Genomic DNA, 20,929 nt, shown 5'->3' with positions numbered 1-20,929 from the left:
TTTACATTAACTAGAATTTTTTCTGATTAGTGCAATAAAAAAGCCGGAAGCGGTCAGAATAATTCCAAGCCAAATAAAGCTCATCATTGGCTTGTAATATATTTTAGCGTGAATTATATCACCGTCTATATTACTTAAAACGGCGTAAAGATCATATGATAAATAAGAGTATATATCGCTTTCTTGCGATAAACTCTTTTCAACTATATAAAGCCTATTTTCCGGCTTTAATATAGTTATATTACGGCTATTATCCTCAAGCCAAAATTCAGCGATTTGTCTATAATAATTTTTACCTTGAGCAAATTTAATATTTTGCAATGTTACTTTAAATTCGTTAAATGTTTTATTTGTTCTTACCTCTCCGGTAAAATCCATTTCACTTTGTAATAATGCATTCATAGTGATACTAAAGCTAATCAGTGCAAAACCAAAATGCCCAAGGATCATACTAGCGTTACTTGCTTTAAGTCTATTTCTAAAATAATTAGTTTTAATCAAAAGATGATGAACATTATGAAGCATCAGAAATATAGATGCAATTATAGTTAAAATCGATATAGCACTAAATGTTACTTTTGATGATATTAAATAAGTAATTATTAGAGATAATATTAGAATTATAATATGTTTTTTAATAGAGCTTCTAGTAGTAAATAATCCTATGGTACAAAGAATAGGAATAACGAATATAATAAAATTATTAATAAAAAATGTTTCACTAATAATAATAGGTTTATCGTCGAATAAAGAGTAAATTGGCGGATAAAGTGTGGCAGCTATTAGCACAATAAGGCTAAGGAGGAAAAATATATTGCCGAGGAGTATGCCGAGTATGTCATACCGTGGCTTGACCACGGTATCTTGTAAAACAGTCTGTGATGGTAAACTTCCTGAGATCCCGCGATCGAGTTGCGGGATGACACTATACAACCCTATACTTCCAATACTCAAAATTAAAAATATCCCAAGCAGGTATATCCCTCTCTCAGGTGAGGATGCAAAAGAGTGAATTGAGGTAACAAAACCGGAACGTACTAAAAAAGTGCTAAATATTACCAATAAGAAAGTAACGATTGATAAAATTATCATCCAACTTTGCATACGTCCGGTTTTTGCTGTTACAATTATAGAATGATATAGCATAATTCCGGATAACCAAGGAAATAACGAAATATTTTCTACCGGATCGAAAAACCAAAATCCACCCCAGCCCAGTTCTCTATATGCCCACCAAGAACCAAGACTAATTCCGATAGTAGTAAATAAGATACCGAAGCCCGCAAATGTTTTGAGAAGACATAAAGGGCTATAATTTATGTCATACCGTGGCTTGACCACGGTATCCATATTATCAATTTTTTTCTGGATACCGCGGTCAAGTCGCGGTATGACAGGAGTAAGCAACATTGCAGTAGCAATAGTAAAAGGTACTACGTAGCTAACATAGCCGAGGTAAAGTAATGGTGGATGAATGCTAAGAGCAATATCTTGTAGCATTGGGTTTAGCCCGAGTCCCTCTTTAGGGCTAAATGAAAAAACGTTAAAAGGATTCGAGGTAAAATAAATAAAGCTACTAAAAAATAATTGTAGAGCTGATAATATGATAATAGATAAAAATTTAAGCCGGTTATCTTCAAGTAAAAATATATAACAACAGCTAATGATTTGTAATAAGGAAAACCATAATAACATCGACCCTTCGTGACTCGACCAACTACCGGCTATTTTATATATTAACGGCTTTAAGGTACTAGAATTTAAGAAAACATTTTGTAGTGAAAAGTTAGAGATAATAAAAGCGTAGACTAGGGTATAAAAGGCAAATAATGTACATAAGGCAGCTATGTAGAAAGGGAGTATGGTTGTCATCCCGCGACTCGATCGCGGGATCCAATCTTTTTTGATTTTTTTCTGGATACCGTGGTCGAGCCACGGTATGACAGATAATACCGGCACACCGCTTAAGCACATCGTAGCTAGCAGTAAAAAATTACCGATTTCACTCACTGCTTATTGTTTCCTCAGTAGTAGGTAATACGGTAATTTTTACGCTATCAATCTTATTGGCAATTTTCTTTAAAATAATTACCTTTAAATTAAATATTTCAATTACTTCTCCTTGATTTGGAATCCTAGCAATTTTATGGATTATTAATCCTGCTATAGTGTTTGCATCCTCATCCGATAAATTCCAATCAAGTTCTCGGTTAATATCTCTAATAGTCGTAGTTCCTTTTATAATGAACTCGGTATTAGACTTCTTGATAATTTCATTATTAAGCCTATCATGTTCATCGGTAATAGGTCCTACGATTTCTTCTATAACATCTTCAAGAGTAATAATACCTAGTAGAGTACCATACTCATCTACAACACAAGCAAAATGATTATTACGTTCTCTAAATGCATGTAACTGGTCTACTACAAGTGCATTCTCAGGGATAAACCAAGGTGGGGTTAGAAGTTTATTAATATCAACTTTTTTTGCATCATTATTATTTTCGTATAATGCTTTAAGCAAATTTTTTAAATTAAGAATCCCTATTATATTATCTCTATTATCTTGCCATAAAGGTATACGTGTATGAGCACCTGATAATAAAGTTTTAATTATTACTTCATGAGGTAGGTCGATATTAAGGGCTATAATACTACTCCTGTGAGTCATAATTTCCGATACCGTCATATTACGTATATCTAATATCCCGCCGAGCATATTACGATCGGATTTATAAACTCCGCCTTCTTGATGGTAATGCTCAATCACGCCTCTTACTTCCTCGGTGCCTGAGATTTGAGGTTTTAAATTAATACGAAATATAAAGCAAAATATTTTTGTAATATAATCAAGAGCAATATTAATAGGTTTGAAAAGCTTTAAAAAAATTACTATAGTTGAAGCCATTTTTAATGCTAATTGTTCAGGTTTAGCAACGGCTATTGCTTTCGGTACTACTTCAGCAAAAACAATAATTATAAAAGCCATAACGCCGGAAGCAACTATCGGTCCGTTATCTCCGAGAAAGCTAATAAAGAGAGTAGTTGCAATAGTGGTACAAACAGTATTGATTAAGCTGTTACCGATTAATAAAGTCCCTATGACTTTTTCTTTTTTCTTAAGAACCTCTAAAACTGTTTTAGCACGCTTATTACCGGCGATTTTAAGCTTATGAATCTTCCCGGGAGAAGAGGCAGTAATAGCAGTTTCGGTAGCAGCAAATAAAGCAGATAAAGCGATCATTATTATAATAACGATCACAAGTATTGTAGTCATTCTTTGTTAAAGTATAAATTAACTATAAATAATTATATTAGTAATTAGAAATTTTGCCTAATGTTTTTTTATTATTAGAGTCGTCTAGATTGATCATTCGTTTTTTGACTAACCATCTTCTGAAATTTATTACTTGGTTGTTGCCCTATATTTGTTTTTAATGGTTGTCCAATTATCTTTGCTTGTTGTTGTATTAATAATGTATTAGCTTGAGCCTCCCTTAAATTTATACCTTGTCCTTTAGATTCTTCAGTAGTTAGAATTTTTTGCCCTTTAGAGAGTTTTATCGCACTATTGCATACGAAAACTCCGCAATCGTACGCATTTTCTTGTTGTTTTGTTTTTAGATCTATTATTTTTACATCGGGATAAACTTCGTTAATATATTCTGCTACTTTTGGACGAGCTTCCAATGGCTGACCGGTAGGGTCATTATATATAAAGGTTATATTACCTTTATCATCTTTACTAGCCGTCATGAATAGCCAATGCTCATGCCCTGTATTGAGCGGTATAATTGGCTTTTTATTATCTACAATTAGATCCTCTAGTGCAGCACGAAGAGTATCTTTTAATAGTTCCGGTTCTTCTAAAGAGGCATGCTGGAATATAGAGAATTTATTCTTATCTATATTTGCTTCTAATATATTTTTTATATCATCTTCAGTGTATAAATAATTAGGTTGTTTTATATCTTCTGTATTATAAATACCAATTTGAGCTTCAGTATTTATAACCGGTGATGATTTTTTGTCAGATATTTGTGGTTTCTGTCCTGCTATCGGTGTAGAACATTGCTTTTCTGCTTGCAGAGATTCCTCGTACACTTTTTGTGTGATTCCTAATTCTTCCCATGGTTTTGTATTACTAACGGAAGCTTGTTGCTCCGGTTGAGTTATAGAAGGTGCAACAGTTGCTTGCGGTTCTTGTGTTACTGTTGGTTTTGGTTGCGGGGTTGGAGTTACTAGAGTTTGAGGTTCTTCTTTCTTGCCAAGAAAACTAGTTACTATATCTTTAAAATAGTTAAAAACTCTTCTAAAAAAACCTTGCGATTCTGGTTGATTTTCTTTTGGAGGTTCATATGACGTTGCTTGTTCTTTTTGTATATCCTCAGGTCCATTTTTTATAATTTTTTCTATATTAAAATCAATAGGATTTATTTCAGATTTACCTAAATCTTTTTGAAATTGTCGAGATATTTGTGATACATATTTTTTAAAATTTTCGGCAGCATTATTTGGATCTTTCAAGATTTCATTGATTTCGAGTTTTAGTCCGTAAATTTGATCTTCAGAGGTAATACCGAATTTAGCAGTGATAAGATTTGTTGCTTCGTCTGCAGAAATAGGCCAGGTTTCTATAATTACTCTACCGCCTTGATTTTTAGCTTTTTTTATTATTTTATCTAATTTTGCTTTATCAGGTATTGTATTAGAGAGTAATTGGTCAATTTCGCGATTATATATAAGATTATTAAAAACCGATGTTAAATCTATATTTGCATCTTTAATTGTAGTGGTTTTATCTTTATTTATAATATTTTCATTTATAGCTAAATTTTGATCTGCTTCATTGACAAAAAAAACATGATCAACTTTTTCCATAATTTGCTTCCAGTAAGCTTCTAGTTCAGGATTTTGGGTTAATGAATTATATTGATCAAAAGTAATAGTAGTTTTTATATTTAAATTTTGTGAATTAATTAAATCTTGTACCTGAAAAATGGGTCTTACATTATTATTATTAAGTTGAATGTTAAAAATCGGTGTTTTGCCCTCTTTGCGGGATTTTTCTAAGATCTCCGCAAAAATACGTTCTTTATCGGATATATGTGATTCTTTATTAACTTGTAGCGGGATAATAGGCAGTTTATTTTGAGCTTCCTGATTGTTTATTCTCTCTAATATCTGATCTTTATTGCCAAGTAAAAGAGTAAATATAATAGGCTCAGCCATTACTAACCTTTATTAAAGAATATTAATATAATTATTAGAATTTTTGAGCTTTAAATCAAGTTATATTTAATAATCCGTGCTTTAGCTTATATAATTTATCCATTTTATGTGCTAACTCATGGTTATGTGTTACCATAATAACGGCAATATTTTGTTCTCTCGCTACTTTTAAAAATAAATTAAATACTTCATTTGTGGTTTTGGGGTCTAAATTACCCGTAGGCTCATCTGCTAAAATAATTTTCGGCTTATTAATTAAGCTCCGAGCTATGCTAACGCGTTGTTGTTCTCCTCCCGATAATTCTCCAGGCATATTATAGAGTTTTCCCCCAAGCCCTAGATCATCTAATATCTTTGTTGCATCTTCTATTGCTTCTTTTTGATCAAGACCGCTAATAAGTCTTGGCATAATGACATTTTCAAGGACGGTAAAATCTTTAAGTAAGTGATGTTGTTGATAGATAAAACCTAAATAATGAAGACGAATGAGATAATTTTTCGTATACTCGCTATTTGGTATGATGACTTGACCGTTTGTAGGTTTATCAAGCAAGCCGGCAATATGTAGTAAAGTCGATTTGCCGCTACCTGAAGTACCTATTATAGCGATTAATTCACCCTCACTAACCGTTAAATTAAGATCATCTAATACTCTAACAATAGTTTTGCCTTGGCTGTAATGTTTTGAGATATTTTTTAGAATGAGGACTTTATTATTCATATCTTAGGGCATCCACGGGATTTAATTTTGAGGCTTTATAAGAAGGATAAATTGTCGCAAGAAAACACAATATTATAGATAAAGAGGTAATTAAAATAATATCCTCAGCTCTTACTTTTGAAGGTAACCTATAAAGAAAATAAATAGCTGCCTCGAAAATTTTAGTACCGGTTATACGCTCCAAATAATTCTTGATAGTTTGAATATTATGAGAGAAGGTAACACCAAGGATTACGCCTAGTGTTGTGCCAAGCAATCCTATAAACATTCCGTTATAGATAAAAATAAGCATTATTTGCTTTGTACTCGCTCCTATAGTCCTAAGAATTGCGATATCTGAAGTTTTATCTTTAACGAGCATAAATAAGCTTGAAATAATATTAAATGCGGCAACCGTAATAATTAAAGAAAGAATAGTAAACATAGCCGTACGCTCAACGGCAAGGGCACTTAAAAACGGTGCGTTTAATGTTTGCCAACTAGTTACTCTTAACATTGCTCCTAATAATATTTGCAATTTATATGAATATGAAGGAGCTTTATCGGGATCTAAACTATTAATTTCGATTAAATTAATATCGTCGCCGAGAGATAAAAAATTTTGTGCTGCGGTAAGCGGCATTAATATCGTTGCCGAATCATAATCGTACATACCGCTATTGAAAATTGCTATAATTTTAAATTCTTTTGACCTTGGCATGTTGCCAAAGGCGGTAGAAACGGAATTTGGTGAAATTAATCTGATCTTATCCCCAACAGTTACACCTAAATTACTTGCTAATTCTCCTCCGAGTGCTATTACGTTTTTGCCGTGAAAATTATCAAAACTACCAAAATTCACATTTTTAAAAATTTCATTTCTTAAGCTTAGATCCTTTAAATTAATACCCTTAACAAGTACACCGCTATTATTACTTTTACCAAGAGCCAAAGCTTGACCGTGAGCAATAAACGTTACATGTTTTATATAATCTTGTTTTAGGAGTTTAGCTTTAATCTCTTCATAGTTATCAATGCTACCGGCTTGCGGATTTATTACTATATCCCCATTTAACCCAATAATATTTTTAGTAAGCTCTATGTGAAAACCGTTCATAATCGACATGACTACTATTAATGCCGCAACGCCGATCATTACGCCCACTAAAGAAAAGGCAGAAATAATAGAAACAAACTTTTCATTTTTCTTAGCTCTAAAATATCTGAAAGCTATTTTGAAGATAAAAGCTTGATTAGTCATTTTTTATTTTTACCTCACCGGAAATTTCAAAGATTCTATCATATTTAAATAATTTAGGTAATGTTACTAACCCAAATAGCGTCACAACACATATAGTAATACCAAGTGGGACAAAAGTACCGTTATATAAAAAGCCTACTAATTGCAGCCCAAATGCCGTTAAAATCAATCTAGCCGCAGTAAAAATAGCCGTCATACGTGCTTTGCCGTCCGGAATAGCTTCTAAAAGCAGCGGCCATAATATGTTAATCGGATATATCACGCCAAGAGATAATAATAAAGTAACTATTGTTATAGTTAAAGGATTATTAATATTATATACAATTAATATGCTATTTCCTAGTAAGAATAGTATTATAAATATAACTCCAAAATAGAAGCAATTTTTAATACCGAATTTTTTAAAGCAATAACCGCTTGTAAAGCTCATGATTGAGAATAAAGCTGCCATTGATCCTTGATATAATCCAAAATATTCTAAAGTTACGCCTAAATCTTGCATATATAAAATAGGAGCAATGCCGATAAATATCCAATATCCTTGTGCAAGAAATATCATTGTAAGTATATAATATATAGCTTTCGGTGATTTAAAAACCGGTATATATTCTTTTAAAGAAATGCGTATTTTTTTATTAACTTCTCTTTTTGGAATATAAAATATACCTAGAATTAAGCTAATTAAACCAAGTGCGAATAATAAAACAAAATTACCTCTCCATCCCCAAAATAAATTGACGTAACTGCCTAGAACCGGTGCAAAAGCCATAGAAAGCGTAATAGTGCCGTTTAAAATGCCCATTAATTTTTGCTGTTCTTGTACCGAATAAATATCGGCAAGCACGACATATACTAGTACTGCAACCGATGATATCCCGCATCCTTGCAAAAATCTTCCAAATAATATCGCTTCATAATTATTTGCAAATACGCAAAATAAACTACCAAGATTGAAAATCAGTAAACCGAGTGTAATAATCGGTCTGCGTCCGTACCTATCTCCTAAATTACCGACTATAAGCGAAGTAATACAATAAGCAGTTAGATTAATACCGAGTAGTAACTCCGTCATAAAAGTTGAAAGGTTGAATGTATCTTGTATTTCAGGGAAACTTGGAATGAATAAATCTATTTCCGCTCCGGCGAGTATTTCCATGATGATTACGGTAATAAGTAATTGCATAAGTAATATTTTTTTGTTATAGCTTTTATGTCATTCCTGCTTTTGCAGGAATGACATTGGTGGATTAGCTTCTATATTCTTATAGTTTATTGTTTTACTAAAGGATAAATGAATATTTATACATGACACGATAACCGGAGGACTGAAAGGAGAGCGAAAGCAAAAACTTTTAGTGATATATACTTTTTTTCTTTCAAAAGTAGTATTACATACTCCTTTTGAAAGAAGTTTGAAATAATGAGTATTCGAGATGGAAAGCGGTTCCCATCTCGAATACAAATTTAATTTATTTTTTTATTTCGACTACTTTTCATTTATCAGGAGTATATGTTAAGAATAATTGATTCCTAACATATATTGATTTTAAAAATTAATTAAAATATTACTGATTAATTCCTAAAGCTTGTTTTTGAGCATCGGTAGTATTCTCCATTACCCACTTTTGAACATCAGGACTTAACATATTATACTGACCTGCTGTTAAGCTAGCAACCCAAGCTTGTTGATCGTCAGTACTCATAGCTTGTATTTGGGTTGTTGTAACTGAAGTAGGATCGGACGGTATATCAGCAAATACTGGTGCTGAGAAAGCTAGAATTAATAAAATCTTTAATAAATTTTTCATTTTGTAAACCTTTTTTGTTTTGTAATTACAATTATAACAAAGCCACGGTAGCTTTCAAGCTAAATTATATTAAACATTTAAATTTTTTTATACTAAGGAACTTTTATTGTAACAAATATATCATTAGACTCCTTACATAACTTGCTTCTAAGGGTAATTTATACGTCAATCCGGTATACTCGCATCCTCACGTATTTTTTTGTACGCTGCGGTGCTGCGTTCCGTGTTTCTGGAGGGATTCCTCCTTATTAGCTACGTTATGTTAAGAAATCTATTTAAGCTAGCTGTTCTCTCTACAAATATTCCGATAAATTTCTGAATTTTGCAACAAATTATCATGGGTTCCGCTAACTGCTACTCCACCTTTATCTATTACTAAAATACGATCAGCTGATTCTATACTACTAATTCGATGGGCAATTGATATCATAATTTTCCCTTTCATTATTTTTTTTATAGCATTTAATAATTTCTGTTCACTTATTGTATCTAAAGCACTCATTGCTTCATCAAGAAGTAAAATTTGCGGCATGCGTAGTAATGCTCTAGCAATAGCTATGCTTTGTTTCTGCCCTCCTGATAATCTCACCCCTTTCTCACCGATTTTAGTATTTATACCGTCATGAAGTTTAGTAGCAAAGTCTTCTATTCCCGTAATTTTTATTACCTCGTTTATTTCATCGTCGCTTGCTTCCGTATTACCGAATATAATATTTGATTTTATGGTGCCGGAAAAAATACCGGCTTCCTGAGGAACATAAGCAATTAATTTACGGATTTCGATAGGGTCTAAATAAGATATATCTTGATTGTTAATAAGGATAGTGCCGCTTTCTTGCCGGTAAAAATGTAGTAATAGCTGCATTATAGTACTTTTCCCCGCTCCTGATCTACCTACAATACCAACAAATTTATTGGCAATAAATTTATCGGCATTTATCTTGAAAGACATGTTATTGATAATTCTTAAATTAGGTCTTGAATGATAGGTAAAATCTACATTTTTAAATTCTATTGATACGGAGTCGGAATTATTTAATTCTAAATAATGTTTATGTGTTGTAGGCGTCTTATCTATAATTGTAATTATTCTCTCCAGTGCGGTAACAGGTAAATGTATTTCGCTTAGTAGCTCAAAAATACCGCCACAACTAACTCCGGCAATAATTGCATAATAAATAAACGATATAATTTGTCCTGCCGATAAATGACCTTTAACTATATCCGAAGCTCCGATCCAAACGATTAAAGTAATTGCAAGAAATATAACGGCTATTGAAATCGCAAAGAATAAAGCACGAATTTTTAAACGGGTTTTACAGTATGCTAAATAGTTTTGTAGTTTAGTATCAAAATCGGCAATTTTATTTGTTTGATTGTTAAAAGTATAAATAGCTCTAATATTATTAAAAGTTTCATCAATATCTGAGGCTAAAAGTGATTTAGATTCTAGAGCTTTTTTAGATAAAGCCTTAACATGCTTGCCGAATTTAATTAAAGGAATTAATAAGATAGGAATGGTAATAATTACTATAGAAGCGAGTTTAAAGCTTTCAAAAAACATTAATGTAATGCCGCCGATTAGCATCACTGAATTGCGAATAAAAAAAGATAAGAAATTAACGATGAGCGTAGATATTTGATCTATATCATTTGTTAGGCGTGAAATTATATCGCCAATTTTTAATTCTTCAAACTCTTCAATTTCATAATTAATTAAATTACTATAAGCTTCTTTTCTTATTTGATTAACTGCCTTTTCAGCAACATTATTGATAAAATATGAACGGAAAAAACTGGCAATACTTAAGATGATAATTAATGAACAAATATATAATATAGGTTTATCAACCGATAAAATATGGTCTTTGCTCAAGCCTTTATCAACTAAATTTCTAAAAACATTCCCGATTAGTAATAATGAAGCTGATACGCTAAGTAAAGAGATCATAACGATGACCAAGTCTTTTTTATAGAACCTTAGATATTTAGCCAGTCTATATAAAAGTTTGATATCCATGAATTACTTTACATGAAGAAAAAAATGGGGCGAGTGACGGGATTCGAACCCGCGGCCCTCAGAACCACAACCTGATGCTCTAACCAACTGAGCTACACCCGCCATATTAGTAACCTAACAGCGTAACCTTAGATTATTATAAGAATTTAGTCAAGAATATTTATGTTTCATTTCTTGAGAAAGGTGTGTTATACCCCTTTCTAAAGAAAATTATAAAATAATGAATAACAAAGACGAAAGGCGGCTTCCGCCTTTGTTATGAATTTAATCTTTGTATATTTTATGGTAAATCTCGTGTTAATTTCATTATTTCATCGGTAGACATATTTGATGTACTCTTACCTGATAATTGTTGTATTAATTTTATAACTCTTTGATTGGAATTTTTTTCTTTTTTAATTAAAACACTATCTTTAGTACTAGCTACTTGTTTTTGGATAGATATTTTTCTAGTCATAAAGATTTATATATATATACTAATTACTTATATAAGTAATTAGTATATGTAAATGAAAAAATCAGTTAATTTGGTTAGTGGCGGGGCGGATTCTGCTACGGTTCTTGCAATAGCCCAAAAAATGGGTTATGAAATCTATGCTATGAGTTTTAACTACGGACAGCGTAACAATGCAGAACTACGAAAAGTTAAAGAGTTAGTAAAAGAATATAACGTCAAGCAGCATAAGATTGTGGATATAGATTTACGAGCTTTCGGCGGCTCTGCTATCACCGACGATAATATAAGTGTCCCTCATTATCACGGCGTAAACGAACTACCCGAAGATGTGCCGGTTACTTACGTGCCTGCTCGTAATACTATATTTTTAAGCTATGCACTCGGTTTTGCAGAAGTAATAGGAGCAAAAGACATTTTTATAGGTGTGCATACAAGCGATTCGGCAAATTATCCTGATTGTTGTCCTGAATATATTAAATCTTTTGAAGAAATGGCGCATTTAGCAACCAATATGGGAGTACAAGGTAAAAAAATTACTATTCATACGCCTTTAATTGATATGACTAAAGAGCAAATAATTAGAACCGGTCTTGAACTTGGTGTAGATTACAAAAATACGATATCATGTTATGAACCTACCGAAGATGATTTATCTTGCGGTACATGTCTTGCCTGCATGATAAGGCTTGATGCTTTTAAAAAGAATGATATACAAGACCCTATTAAATATGTATGATAAGTAGAGAATATTTATATGCTCCCTTTCCCGTACTTGATTTAAACGATATAGTTTTACGCGAGTTAGTTGAAGATGATGCACAAGATTATTTTAATTATATGAGTAAGTCGGAAATGGCTATTTATATAACTGATAGTAATAGACCTAAAGACTTAGAAGAAGCTAGAGAAGAAATACGTTATTGGTCTAGTTTATATAAAAATCATAGAAGCTTTTATTGGGGCATTGCCCTTAAAGACGATAATAAATTAATAGGTACTGCGGGTTTTAATATAATAAATCTAGAACATCATAGAGCAGAAATAAGCTATGATTTAGATTGTAGCTTTTGGGGTCAAGGTATAATGTTAAAATCTATAAAGAATATTTTAAAGTTTGCTGATTATATAGGCATTGTAAGAGTCCAAGCAACAGTCATTACAGATAATTTTCGTTCAATCAATCTGCTTGAGAGATGCGGTTTTGCTAAGGAAGGAATCCTTAAAAAATACGAAATAGTTGCAAATGAGCATAAAGATTATTATATGTATGCAAGAGTAGCCTAAAATATTGTTATATGGCTCGTTTTATGTCATTCCCCGCCTACGCGCGGGAATGACTTCGAGTAGGCCTTCCGATCCGTACAACAATGCTGTAATATAGGAAGAATTGTTAAATTAAATACAAAAAAAGAAAGTTAATGGTAGTAGAAGCTGATAAAAAAGAATTGATTTGTTCGTTTTGTAGTAAAAAACAGCATGAAGTAAAAAAACTGATAGCAGGTCCTGCAGTATTTATTTGTGATGAATGTATAGATTTATGCATGGATATTATGAAAGAAGAAAGTAAAGTTGCGTTAAAGCAGATTACTTCTTCAATTCCAACGCCGCAAAAAATATGTACAATTTTAAACGATTATGTAGTTGGGCAGGATCAAGCTAAAAAGATTTTAGCAGTAGCGGTATATAATCATTATAAAAGACTTGAGTATGTACAATCCGGCAATAATGAAGTTGAGCTTAATAAGTCGAATATCTTACTGATCGGTCCTACCGGTTCAGGAAAAACTTTACTTGCTCAAACGCTTGCTAAAATTTTAGACGTGCCTTTTACTATGGCGGATGCTACTTCTTTAACAGAAGCCGGTTATGTCGGTGAAGATGTTGAGAATATTTTGCTACGCTTATTGATAGCAGCCGAGTTTAATATAGCAAAAGCACAAAAAGGTATAATTTATATTGACGAGGTTGATAAAATTGCCCGTAAATCGGAAAATCCTTCTATTACACGGGATGTATCGGGTGAAGGAGTACAGCAGGCATTACTTAAAATTATGGAAGGAACAGTTGCTTCCGTGCCTCCTCAAGGCGGTAGGAAACACCCACAACAAGATTTCGTACAGTTAGATACTTCAAATATCTTATTTATTTGCGGCGGTGCTTTTATGGGGATTGATAGCATTATAACCGCAAGAACTAATCATAGTTCTATAGGTTTTGCAGCTAACGTAAATATAGATAACGAGAAAAATAATAGTGAGATTCTTAAATCCTTAGAGATTGAAGATTTAACTAAATTCGGTTTAATTCCTGAATTTATCGGTAGGTTACCTATCGTTACTACTTTAGATGAGTTAGACAAAGAAGCTTTAATTACGATTCTAACTAAGCCTAAGAACGCCATAGTAAAGCAATATCAGAAACAATTTGAGCTTGATGATGCTGAGCTTATAATTGAGAATTCCGCTCTAGAAGCTATTGCCGAAAAAGCTTTAGCTAAAAAGACAGGAGCAAGAGGGCTTCGTTCAATACTTGAGCATCTGTTGCTTGATAGTATGTATAAAGTCGCCGAGTTAAAAAAACATCGTGTTACCATTACAAAAGAGGTGGTTAACGGATTAGTAGAACCGATAATGACCTCTCTCATTTCTACAAAATCAAATAAAAAACAACCGGTTATTGAAGATATACCGGCGTAAATATTATTTCTTCTCTATGTTATTCCCGCAAAAGCGGGAATCCAGTAAAACATATAAAAAACTCGTTTTTTTATATGTTTATTTTTTTCAATATTAAGGTTATTTTTTCTGGATTCCTGCTTTCGCAGGAATGACATAATAGAACCCATTAACCTACTTTGTGGTTTTAATGTTATCTCATAATAAAATAATTAAAAATTATAAATAATTACATATAAAAGATTTTAATAAATATTAAGGGGTTTTTATATTTTTTATTTTAACTTTAATATTTATTTAATTGAAATTATGAGTAATAAACTAGAAGTAATAATAAAATATTATAATAATATATCAAATTTAGGTGTAAGATTATGGAAAACTACTACAGCACTTGTTAGTTTTAATTTAGGTGAGGTATTGAAAATATGGTTCTGTGATTAAAATTTTAAAGATTTAACAACACTAGATCAAAGTTTTATTTATACTCAATATTTAGAAACAATGCTAAGTAAATTAGCTACTACCGGAAAGTATCAAGATAAGAATATAGATCATTCTCAATGGAGCAATTGTTTTGAAGAGATAAATAATCGCGATCATTGTTTATATATAAAGCTACAGGAGTTAGTAGGAGTAGAAAACAAGAATATTATTGATTCTATGCTAGATGGTATAGGGGATATAAATTCATTAGAATTTAATACCTTGGTTACTAAAGCCCAAGTATTTTTAAAAAATAATTTAGATCAATCTGAAAAATTGATTAAAGCAGCCAAAAAAATCGACAGTATGGCATATCCTCTTACTGCCGAGTATTTTTTATATCGCTATATAGCTAAAGCAATATTACTTACAAATACTTTAAGTGTATCTTCCTCTTATGAAACCGAGTTTAATATAGTCAAAAAAGCTCATTTAAATTTTGCAAATTATCTTAATTCATTAGAGTAAAGTCTTACTAGAATAGCAAGAGCTACTAATAAATATAATGAAGATCACAAAATTGCTTCTTGGTTAACTGAAAAATCAGATTTAGTTAGTAATCATTCAGGTAAAATAGCAATTACTTACGCTTCTCTTATAGCGGGTGTAATTGCTTTACGTTCATATGTAATTGATGAAAAGGATCCTTGGTATGAGTTATGTGCTTTACCGACTACTAGTCTTGCGATGCTACAAATTTTATTATCTTTTCCCGGTACGGTCTTATAAAATAGACAAACTAAAGAGATTAATAATAATAATATGTTTCAAGCATTAGAAAATAACACCGAAAATGCTAAAGATATTGAATTTTTATTTGATCACACTCCAAATTTTGCTAATGATGCCGTAAATACAACTGCAATTTGTTTTAGATATGCTGCTAATTTAGGGTTGCAGCCTATTGATTTATTAAATAATGATATTCTTTACGATGGTCTGCGGCTGCAGGAGTAGTAGAAGAACAAAGTAAAGTTACAAATTTTATGCAAAATAAATTAATTAAATTTTTGCATGATAAAATTGTACCGGCTTTAATTGAGAATAAGGAACTTGCACCTGAAGAAATTAAACCATATTTTCAGTTACTATATAAACATTCCGAAAAAGATAAGAACACGCAAATAAAACTTCAAGAAATATATAATAACCTTACTAATCAAGATATAGATTTTAACAATATTGAATCAGACATTAGTACCTATCATGGATGGAAGAGTGCTGCTAGTGTTCGGCAATAGCCACACTGATTTGGGATTATATCTGTTTTTACTTGCGTAATTCAGAATTAGAATTCTATGAAGATCCAATGTTTTATGCATCAACATCTATTAAATTAATGCATCTTGCTTCTTTATTAGTATCAACATATTGCGGCAATAAAGTTATAGAAAATATCACCGGCGAAAAATTAACTAATGATGTGTTTTTTCAAAAGTTTTACTATAATGATGCGGTAAGACTGACTGTAGCGATAGTACCGTTAATAATGTTTGAGTCTATTAAAGATTTAAAATTCTTAAGTCTTGCAACTTTAATAGATGTTTTAACAACTGCTATATCAGATTTAAATGTCGGTAAGGCAATTAGTAGTGCAGGTAAGAATATTGCCGAGCAAACCGCTACTACACTTACTTGGCTTAATAAGATTGCCTCAGGCACAAACGATGATACAGTTATTAATATTGGATCCTACAGAAGAAGTACCATGCCTAGGCTCCTGCGAGCATTTCTAATTGATTTGTTATTTAATGTGCTCTTCCCATTTCAAAGATAATTGAATCTTCAGAATTAAATGTTGCATGTATTAAAAAAGCGACGTGACATAAGCTTGCACTTTGTGATGCATAAAAGCTTGATGTATTACATTATCAATCTCTAAAGTAAAGCTTTTGCTATATTCAAGAAGTTTTTGAGCAGCTTTTAAGTGTATCAAATAACCTGTAGTTGTATTAAAGTAACCATTAAGACCTATCTTCTTTAAATACGGATTATTGTAAATATTATAAAATATTTTGTTTTTAAAATGTAATAAGGACAAATAAATTAAATCCCAGTCAGTAGGTAAATGCTTAAGCATTGTTAAAAATTTATTACGGAAATCGTCATTTAGTATAGCATCATCTTCTATTATTAGGGCATACGGTATATTTTCTTTAACCATTTTAAGCCAAATTTCTCTATGGCTACAATAACAACCGAGTGCTCCGGCCGTTAAAGTATGATTTAATATTTTGCTATCGGGACGATAATTTATATTTTCTGAAGGACAAAGTACGGTATAAATATTATCAAACGATAAAAGTGAAGGATTATTTTTTACATCTAAGCCGGTAAATCTTTTTCCAGCTGCATCAGTTATAGATAAATTATAACCGTCTACTGCACTAAACCTTTCATAGGTTAAATTATTATTGTCGAATTGTTTACTAATATTGTTATATCTATCAGTACTGCGATCTAGGTTTACTATAAAAATTTTAATATCTTTTTCTTTAAGTGGAGCAGTGCTTATTTGGTAAGTTTTTAAAAATATAAAAATCAATAATAAACAAATAATTATAATTGATATTATAAAAAAATATTTTTTAATTTGTCGCATTATAGATTATTTAATAAAGGTAATAATTTTTTTCTTAATTTTTCTTTTACTGCGGTGTAATTATGTTCTGAAGTCGGTACAATCTGATTATTATATCTCTTACAATATTTTTCATCATCTTTATCAACAGAAATAATATAATTATATAAATCTTCTTCTGAATAATCTTGAGCAAATATTACTGCATTAGGGTTTACATCTTTAATATAACTTTTGTCTGCATAATATATAGGTACTGCTCCCGCTAGATAAGCTTGAAAAGGTTTTTCAGTAACATACCCCTTATATGTTTTTTTTCAAAAGCAATAACAAATTTACATTTAGATAACCATTCACGAGTTTTTTCTTTTGGTATAATTGTAGATTCAGTATTTAAATGTTTACCGCCGCTTACTACTTTTTTATATAGCGACAATCTATGAAAAATCGATTTCTTGCTATGCAACCATCGTTTTTAGGATCTTCTATACCGTTAGAGATTAAGAAACAAGCAAAATACGGTTTATTCGGATTACATTTTGATCGTTTATATTCAGTACTGACTTCATTAGTAAAATACATATAATATAAAGGTATTCTTATATAATTTGGATGATCTATATAATCAAAACCTATAAATATATCATAATTTTCTAGCTTTGGGCTAACGGGTTCACTGGTGCAAAATATCTTTATACTATCTTTATTACTAATCTTTCTTTGACCAAAAACACTATCAATAATAAGGTCATAATTGTTATGATCTATAACAATTGTTTTTTCGTTTTCTTCAATTATCTCTTTTATATTGGTAGCTCGTCTATTGTAAAGCCTGGCCACATATTAATAAAGCTTACTCTTATAATATGTTTATTTTTTTCAGGAGAAACTATGGAAAGTTTTTTAACATTTAAATTACCTGTTACGATAAACATTTATTTATAATTTTTCTTCTATTTGTGGTGGATTTGCTGCTTCTACTTCAATAATTTCTGATTTAGAGGAAACGATTTGATAACGCTCAAGGCTTGCCAGTATGGCTTTATTCCCTGAATCAATACCGAGTTTTTGCATATTCTTCACTCTTGACATAAAATTACGATTAAACGAGGCAGCAAATTTATCGTAATTAGTAACCATATTTTGTAGGTTATTACCGATCTTTTGAGAATAATCGGCTATACTACCTATAGAGCTTAATAACTTTCTAACTTCTTCAATGATTACCTTATAATTTTCCGAGCGGCGATGATCGGTAATTTGAAATCTTGCAAATGATAGCATATTCATAAGCCCTGCAGGCCCTACCGGAAAAATATTACAACCCCAAGCTTTTTGTAAAAATTCAGGATCGGCTGCAATAATTTTCTCAACGGCTTGTTCAGTCGGCAAAAACATTAAAGTAATAACATTGTTAAAACTCTGATCCTTTTTGTTTAGATTAGTTAGAATATTTTCGGCATAGTCTTTATTAGCTAGAGATTTTAAATGATAATTCATAGTTTTACTAAGGTTCCCACTATTATCTTGCTCGTCTACTAGAAATTTAGAAGCTTTGGAATCAATAACCATTAAATTACCGGAAGGAAGAAAAATAAGGGCGTCGGGTCTTAGCTTCCCGCTATCTGTCGTAGTTAAGCCATATTGCATAATGAAATCTAAATTAGGACGTAATCCCGAAGACTTTAGGATATTCTCAAGCGTAATCTCGGCAAGTAATCCCGCACCTATAGGAGAAAGCAGAGACTGTTTTATCAAATCAACCGTACCCTTGGACTGCTCTATATCTTTATTTAATGCTCCTACCATAGTAATTAATCGCTCAAACTCACTATTAAATTTTCCGGAAGCAGTAGCAATATTTTTCTCGGCTAGCTCTCTTGCTGCCGTATTTTCCATTTTATGTATCTCTATTAATTGCTTGGACAAATCTTTCCCAAGATCAAATAAGGCAGCTTTTGCTGATGAAAACGACTCTTCTCTTATTTTTTCCGAATCCTTAATAGTCTGCTCTTGATATTCTACTTTACACTTTAATTGCTCAATTTTCTGTAAATATCCTATTTTTTCTTGGTTCAATAATTGGTTGTTATTGCTAATTTCTCGATTCTGCCCTGATAAGAATTGTAGCTGCGTCCGTAAGGTTTTAGTTTTTATATAAAACCAAATTATCAAAGCTAATAAAATAAATGCTGTAGTTATGATAACCGGTAACAAGTAAGGCATATGTTTTATGTGACCATTTCGACATTTACTTATAATATTTTTATAAACTATAGAGTTATTATAATGGATAGGTTATATAAAAAGCAAGTTGAAGAATATCTAACAAATTACGATAAGCTTGTATTTATAAGCGGAGCAAGACAAGTAGGAAAAACTACAATATCAAAACAAGTAATTAAGCCTAACCCCAATTCAATTTACCTAAATTGGGATTATCTAGAAGATAGAAATAAAATCTTAAACAAGCATATAGAACTTTTTGAAAATCTACTGTCTACTATATCTGATAAGAAACCATGCTTAATACTGGATGAAATTTATAAATATAAAGATTGGAAAAATCTTGTAAAAGGATTTTATGATAAATTCGGAGAAAATATTGAATTTATTATAACCGGCAGTGCTAAATTAAATATATATAAAAAAGGTGGTGATAGTCTAATGGGACGCTACATAAATTGAACTGTGCATTCGTTATCGGTATCTGAAATAGCTAAAAATTTTGATAATAACATTGATTATATAAAAATCCTAAAAATATCACTACCGATGAATTTGAAGCTCTAATAAATTTTGGAGGATTTGCCGAAGCATATTTAAAAGCAACTACAACATTTCATAGAATATGGAGTAATCAAAGATTTGAGCAATTATTTAGGGAAGATATAAAAAATACTGAAGATATAAATAATATTTATGCGTTAGAATTACTTGCTACCATTATAAACGAGCAAGCAGGCTCATTAATAAGCTATACAAATCTTGCTAACAAAGTTAGAGTTTCAGATCAAACAATAAGAAGATGGCTCTCTTTGCTAGACAAACATTATTATTGTTTTGCGATCAAACCTTGGTCTAAAAATGTTGTAAGGAGCTTAATAAAAGAACCTAAATATTATCTTTGGGACTGGTCACAAATAAAAGATATAGGAGCAAAATTTGAAAATCTTGTAGCTTCTTACTTTTAAAAGCCGTATATTTTTGGAATGAAACAGGGCTGGGTGATTTTGGTTTATACTATCTTCGTGATAAACAAAAACGTGAAGTTGATTTAGTAATAACTAAGGATAACAAACCTTGGATTTTGGTGGAAGCAAAAGTAAGTGATTCAGTAGTTTCTCCGAGTTTAAAATATTTTCATGAATTACTTAAACCTGAGTTTAGTTTTCAAGTAATTCAAAATAAACAAGCTATTTCCAATTCTTGCTTTGATAAACCGGGCTTATGGATAGTACCGGCTATTACTTTTTTATCTCAACTTATTTAATGCGAATTTTTGTAAAAACGGGAATCCAGTCAAACGTATAAAAAACTTGTTTTTATACGTTTATTTTATCAATAATATATAATTTTTGTATCAATATTAAGGTTATTTTTTCTAGATTCCCGCCGTTGCTAGAATGACATCGGATCCATGCAACAACGCTGCTAGAAGTAGAAATGATATTATCAATATTCGTACAATAGTGAGCTTTGTTTACAC

The 20,929-nt window shown here is 31.2% G+C and carries 24 protein-coding genes, 1 tRNA gene and 1 pseudogene; 11 read left to right on the top strand and 15 right to left on the bottom strand.

Annotation, left to right across the window (positions count from 1 at the left end; genetic code table 11):
• Window positions 1-6 precede the first annotated feature (6 nt).
• The 11 genes and pseudogenes from ACIAS7_RS00935 to ACIAS7_RS00885 form a co-directional block, all read right to left on the bottom strand.
• A complete protein-coding gene (locus ACIAS7_RS00935; RefSeq protein ID WP_473199379.1) occupies window positions 7-1,872 on the bottom strand; it encodes a heme lyase CcmF/NrfE family subunit in 1,866 nt (621 codons plus the stop codon).
• Between the two features lie 130 nt (window positions 1,873-2,002).
• Window positions 2,003-3,277, bottom strand: a complete 1,275-nt coding sequence (locus ACIAS7_RS00930) for an HlyC/CorC family transporter (protein ID WP_473198947.1) — start codon at window positions 3,275-3,277, stop codon at window positions 2,003-2,005.
• A gap of 74 nt (window positions 3,278-3,351) precedes the next feature.
• Window positions 3,352-5,232 carry a Ulp1 family isopeptidase gene (locus ACIAS7_RS00925; RefSeq protein WP_473198946.1) on the bottom strand — a complete coding sequence of 627 codons (1,881 nt, stop codon included), beginning with the start codon at window positions 5,230-5,232 and terminating at the stop codon, window positions 3,352-3,354.
• 55 nt (window positions 5,233-5,287) lie between these two features.
• Entirely contained in the window at window positions 5,288-5,953 is a 666-nt protein-coding gene (locus tag ACIAS7_RS00920) for an ABC transporter ATP-binding protein (protein WP_473198945.1), read from the bottom strand.
• Window positions 5,946-7,193: a lipoprotein-releasing ABC transporter permease subunit gene (locus ACIAS7_RS00915; protein ID WP_473198944.1), complete on the bottom strand. Its 1,248-nt coding sequence runs from the start codon at window positions 7,191-7,193 to the stop codon at window positions 5,946-5,948. Before ACIAS7_RS00915 ends, ACIAS7_RS00920 begins: the two co-directional genes overlap by 8 nt.
• Window positions 7,186-8,376: a multidrug effflux MFS transporter gene (locus tag ACIAS7_RS00910; RefSeq protein WP_473198943.1), complete on the bottom strand. Its 1,191-nt coding sequence runs from the start codon at window positions 8,374-8,376 to the stop codon at window positions 7,186-7,188. The genes ACIAS7_RS00915 and ACIAS7_RS00910 overlap by 8 nt, the downstream gene beginning before the upstream one ends.
• Before the next feature lie 382 nt (window positions 8,377-8,758).
• Window positions 8,759-9,001: a DUF2673 domain-containing protein gene (locus ACIAS7_RS00905; protein WP_473198942.1), complete on the bottom strand. Its 243-nt coding sequence runs from the start codon at window positions 8,999-9,001 to the stop codon at window positions 8,759-8,761.
• Window positions 9,002-9,104: 103 nt separating this feature from the next.
• Window positions 9,105-9,229, bottom strand: a pseudogene (locus ACIAS7_RS00900) (palindromic element RPE1 domain-containing protein); the annotation flags it as partial.
• Window positions 9,230-9,281: 52 nt separating this feature from the next.
• The gene (locus tag ACIAS7_RS00895; RefSeq protein ID WP_473198941.1) at window positions 9,282-11,021 is read right to left on the bottom strand and encodes an ABC transporter ATP-binding protein; all 1,740 of its coding nucleotides are present in this window, start codon (window positions 11,019-11,021) and stop codon (window positions 9,282-9,284) included.
• A gap of 25 nt (window positions 11,022-11,046) precedes the next feature.
• A tRNA-His gene (locus tag ACIAS7_RS00890) sits at window positions 11,047-11,123 on the bottom strand.
• Window positions 11,124-11,301: 178 nt separating this feature from the next.
• Window positions 11,302-11,478 (bottom strand): hypothetical protein, encoded by a 177-nt coding sequence (locus ACIAS7_RS00885; protein ID WP_473198940.1) that lies wholly within the window; start codon window positions 11,476-11,478, stop codon window positions 11,302-11,304.
• A gap of 52 nt (window positions 11,479-11,530) precedes the next feature.
• On the opposite strand from ACIAS7_RS00885, the gene queC reads away from it, so the two are divergent.
• From queC to ACIAS7_RS00845, 8 genes are all read left to right on the top strand, one after another.
• Window positions 11,531-12,214 carry a 7-cyano-7-deazaguanine synthase QueC gene (gene queC / locus ACIAS7_RS00880; RefSeq protein ID WP_473198939.1) on the top strand — a complete coding sequence of 228 codons (684 nt, stop codon included), beginning with the start codon at window positions 11,531-11,533 and terminating at the stop codon, window positions 12,212-12,214.
• Window positions 12,211-12,762, top strand: coding sequence for a GNAT family N-acetyltransferase (locus ACIAS7_RS00875; RefSeq protein ID WP_473198938.1), 552 nt, complete (start codon window positions 12,211-12,213; stop codon window positions 12,760-12,762). Before queC ends, ACIAS7_RS00875 begins: the two co-directional genes overlap by 4 nt.
• A gap of 134 nt (window positions 12,763-12,896) precedes the next feature.
• Window positions 12,897-14,174 carry an ATP-dependent Clp protease ATP-binding subunit ClpX gene (gene clpX, locus ACIAS7_RS00870; protein WP_473198937.1) on the top strand — a complete coding sequence of 426 codons (1,278 nt, stop codon included), beginning with the start codon at window positions 12,897-12,899 and terminating at the stop codon, window positions 14,172-14,174.
• Window positions 14,175-14,462: 288 nt separating this feature from the next.
• A complete protein-coding gene (locus ACIAS7_RS00865) occupies window positions 14,463-14,597 on the top strand; it encodes a hypothetical protein (protein ID WP_473198936.1) in 135 nt (44 codons plus the stop codon).
• A gap of 60 nt (window positions 14,598-14,657) precedes the next feature.
• Window positions 14,658-15,107 (top strand): hypothetical protein, encoded by a 450-nt coding sequence (locus ACIAS7_RS00860; RefSeq protein WP_473198935.1) that lies wholly within the window; start codon window positions 14,658-14,660, stop codon window positions 15,105-15,107.
• Between the two features lie 294 nt (window positions 15,108-15,401).
• Window positions 15,402-15,596, top strand: a complete 195-nt coding sequence (locus ACIAS7_RS00855; RefSeq protein WP_473198934.1) for a hypothetical protein — start codon at window positions 15,402-15,404, stop codon at window positions 15,594-15,596.
• Between the two features lie 29 nt (window positions 15,597-15,625).
• Window positions 15,626-15,880, top strand: a complete 255-nt coding sequence (locus ACIAS7_RS00850) for a hypothetical protein (protein WP_473198933.1) — start codon at window positions 15,626-15,628, stop codon at window positions 15,878-15,880.
• Between the two features lie 32 nt (window positions 15,881-15,912).
• Window positions 15,913-16,416, top strand: a complete 504-nt coding sequence (locus ACIAS7_RS00845; protein ID WP_473198932.1) for a hypothetical protein — start codon at window positions 15,913-15,915, stop codon at window positions 16,414-16,416.
• Between the two features lie 30 nt (window positions 16,417-16,446).
• Here ACIAS7_RS00845 and ACIAS7_RS00840 read toward each other — a convergent pair whose 3' ends face one another.
• The 4 genes from ACIAS7_RS00840 to ACIAS7_RS00825 all read right to left on the bottom strand — a co-directional run bounded on the left by ACIAS7_RS00840 (window position 16,447) and on the right by ACIAS7_RS00825 (window position 19,446).
• On the bottom strand, window positions 16,447-17,241 hold the full coding sequence (locus tag ACIAS7_RS00840) for a glycosyltransferase family 25 protein (RefSeq protein WP_473198931.1): 795 nt from the start codon (window positions 17,239-17,241) through the stop codon (window positions 16,447-16,449).
• Window positions 17,241-17,471, bottom strand: coding sequence for a hypothetical protein (locus tag ACIAS7_RS00835; protein WP_473199378.1), 231 nt, complete (start codon window positions 17,469-17,471; stop codon window positions 17,241-17,243). Before ACIAS7_RS00835 ends, ACIAS7_RS00840 begins: the two co-directional genes overlap by 1 nt.
• 163 nt (window positions 17,472-17,634) lie before the next feature.
• Window positions 17,635-18,060 (bottom strand): alpha-1,3-fucosyltransferase, encoded by a 426-nt coding sequence (locus ACIAS7_RS00830; RefSeq protein ID WP_473198930.1) that lies wholly within the window; start codon window positions 18,058-18,060, stop codon window positions 17,635-17,637.
• A gap of 99 nt (window positions 18,061-18,159) precedes the next feature.
• Window positions 18,160-19,446, bottom strand: coding sequence for a DNA recombination protein RmuC (locus tag ACIAS7_RS00825; protein WP_473198929.1), 1,287 nt, complete (start codon window positions 19,444-19,446; stop codon window positions 18,160-18,162).
• 63 nt (window positions 19,447-19,509) lie between these two features.
• Between ACIAS7_RS00825 and ACIAS7_RS00820 the strand changes: the two genes are divergently transcribed.
• The 3 genes from ACIAS7_RS00820 to ACIAS7_RS00810 all read left to right on the top strand — a co-directional run bounded on the left by ACIAS7_RS00820 (window position 19,510) and on the right by ACIAS7_RS00810 (window position 20,713).
• Entirely contained in the window at window positions 19,510-19,908 is a 399-nt protein-coding gene (locus ACIAS7_RS00820; protein WP_473198928.1) for an ATP-binding protein, read from the top strand.
• 77 nt (window positions 19,909-19,985) lie between these two features.
• Entirely contained in the window at window positions 19,986-20,414 is a 429-nt protein-coding gene (locus ACIAS7_RS00815) for a DUF4143 domain-containing protein (RefSeq protein ID WP_473199377.1), read from the top strand.
• A gap of 119 nt (window positions 20,415-20,533) precedes the next feature.
• Window positions 20,534-20,713, top strand: a complete 180-nt coding sequence (locus ACIAS7_RS00810; protein WP_473198927.1) for a hypothetical protein — start codon at window positions 20,534-20,536, stop codon at window positions 20,711-20,713.
• Window positions 20,714-20,929: the final 216 nt, after the last annotated feature.

It is taken from the genome of Rickettsia sp. 109562A South Dakota, assembly GCF_055791265.1.
The sequence above is the reverse complement of the archived record's forward strand: the minus strand, read 5'-3'. Positions and strand labels throughout refer to the sequence as shown.

What these genes read in the sequence shown, in the direction of transcription:
- ACIAS7_RS00915 (WP_473198944.1), bottom strand. Translation starts at nt 7,193, where the DNA reads ATGACTAATCAAGCTTTTATCTTCAAAATAGCTTTCAGATATTTTAGA.
- ACIAS7_RS00895 (WP_473198941.1), bottom strand. Translation starts at nt 11,021, where the DNA reads ATGGATATCAAACTTTTATATAGACTGGCTAAATATCTAAGGTTCTAT.
- ACIAS7_RS00840 (WP_473198931.1), bottom strand. Translation starts at nt 17,241, where the DNA reads ATGCGACAAATTAAAAAATATTTTTTTATAATATCAATTATAATTATT.
- ACIAS7_RS00875 (WP_473198938.1), top strand. Translation starts at nt 12,211, where the DNA reads ATGATAAGTAGAGAATATTTATATGCTCCCTTTCCCGTACTTGATTTA.
- ACIAS7_RS00865 (WP_473198936.1), top strand. Translation starts at nt 14,463, where the DNA reads ATGAGTAATAAACTAGAAGTAATAATAAAATATTATAATAATATATCA.
- clpX (WP_473198937.1), top strand. Translation starts at nt 12,897, where the DNA reads ATGGTAGTAGAAGCTGATAAAAAAGAATTGATTTGTTCGTTTTGTAGT.
- queC (WP_473198939.1), top strand. Translation starts at nt 11,531, where the DNA reads ATGAAAAAATCAGTTAATTTGGTTAGTGGCGGGGCGGATTCTGCTACG.
- ACIAS7_RS00930 (WP_473198947.1), bottom strand. Translation starts at nt 3,277, where the DNA reads ATGACTACAATACTTGTGATCGTTATTATAATAATGATCGCTTTATCT.
- ACIAS7_RS00905 (WP_473198942.1), bottom strand. Translation starts at nt 9,001, where the DNA reads ATGAAAAATTTATTAAAGATTTTATTAATTCTAGCTTTCTCAGCACCA.
- ACIAS7_RS00935 (WP_473199379.1), bottom strand. Translation starts at nt 1,872, where the DNA reads ATGACAACCATACTCCCTTTCTACATAGCTGCCTTATGTACATTATTT.
- ACIAS7_RS00825 (WP_473198929.1), bottom strand. Translation starts at nt 19,446, where the DNA reads ATGCCTTACTTGTTACCGGTTATCATAACTACAGCATTTATTTTATTA.
- ACIAS7_RS00920 (WP_473198945.1), bottom strand. Translation starts at nt 5,953, where the DNA reads ATGAATAATAAAGTCCTCATTCTAAAAAATATCTCAAAACATTACAGC.
- ACIAS7_RS00850 (WP_473198933.1), top strand. Translation starts at nt 15,626, where the DNA reads ATGCAAAATAAATTAATTAAATTTTTGCATGATAAAATTGTACCGGCT.
- ACIAS7_RS00820 (WP_473198928.1), top strand. Translation starts at nt 19,510, where the DNA reads ATGGATAGGTTATATAAAAAGCAAGTTGAAGAATATCTAACAAATTAC.
- ACIAS7_RS00925 (WP_473198946.1), bottom strand. Translation starts at nt 5,232, where the DNA reads ATGGCTGAGCCTATTATATTTACTCTTTTACTTGGCAATAAAGATCAG.
- ACIAS7_RS00860 (WP_473198935.1), top strand. Translation starts at nt 14,658, where the DNA reads ATGCTAAGTAAATTAGCTACTACCGGAAAGTATCAAGATAAGAATATA.
- ACIAS7_RS00885 (WP_473198940.1), bottom strand. Translation starts at nt 11,478, where the DNA reads ATGACTAGAAAAATATCTATCCAAAAACAAGTAGCTAGTACTAAAGAT.
- ACIAS7_RS00910 (WP_473198943.1), bottom strand. Translation starts at nt 8,376, where the DNA reads ATGCAATTACTTATTACCGTAATCATCATGGAAATACTCGCCGGAGCG.
- ACIAS7_RS00855 (WP_473198934.1), top strand. Translation starts at nt 15,402, where the DNA reads ATGTTTCAAGCATTAGAAAATAACACCGAAAATGCTAAAGATATTGAA.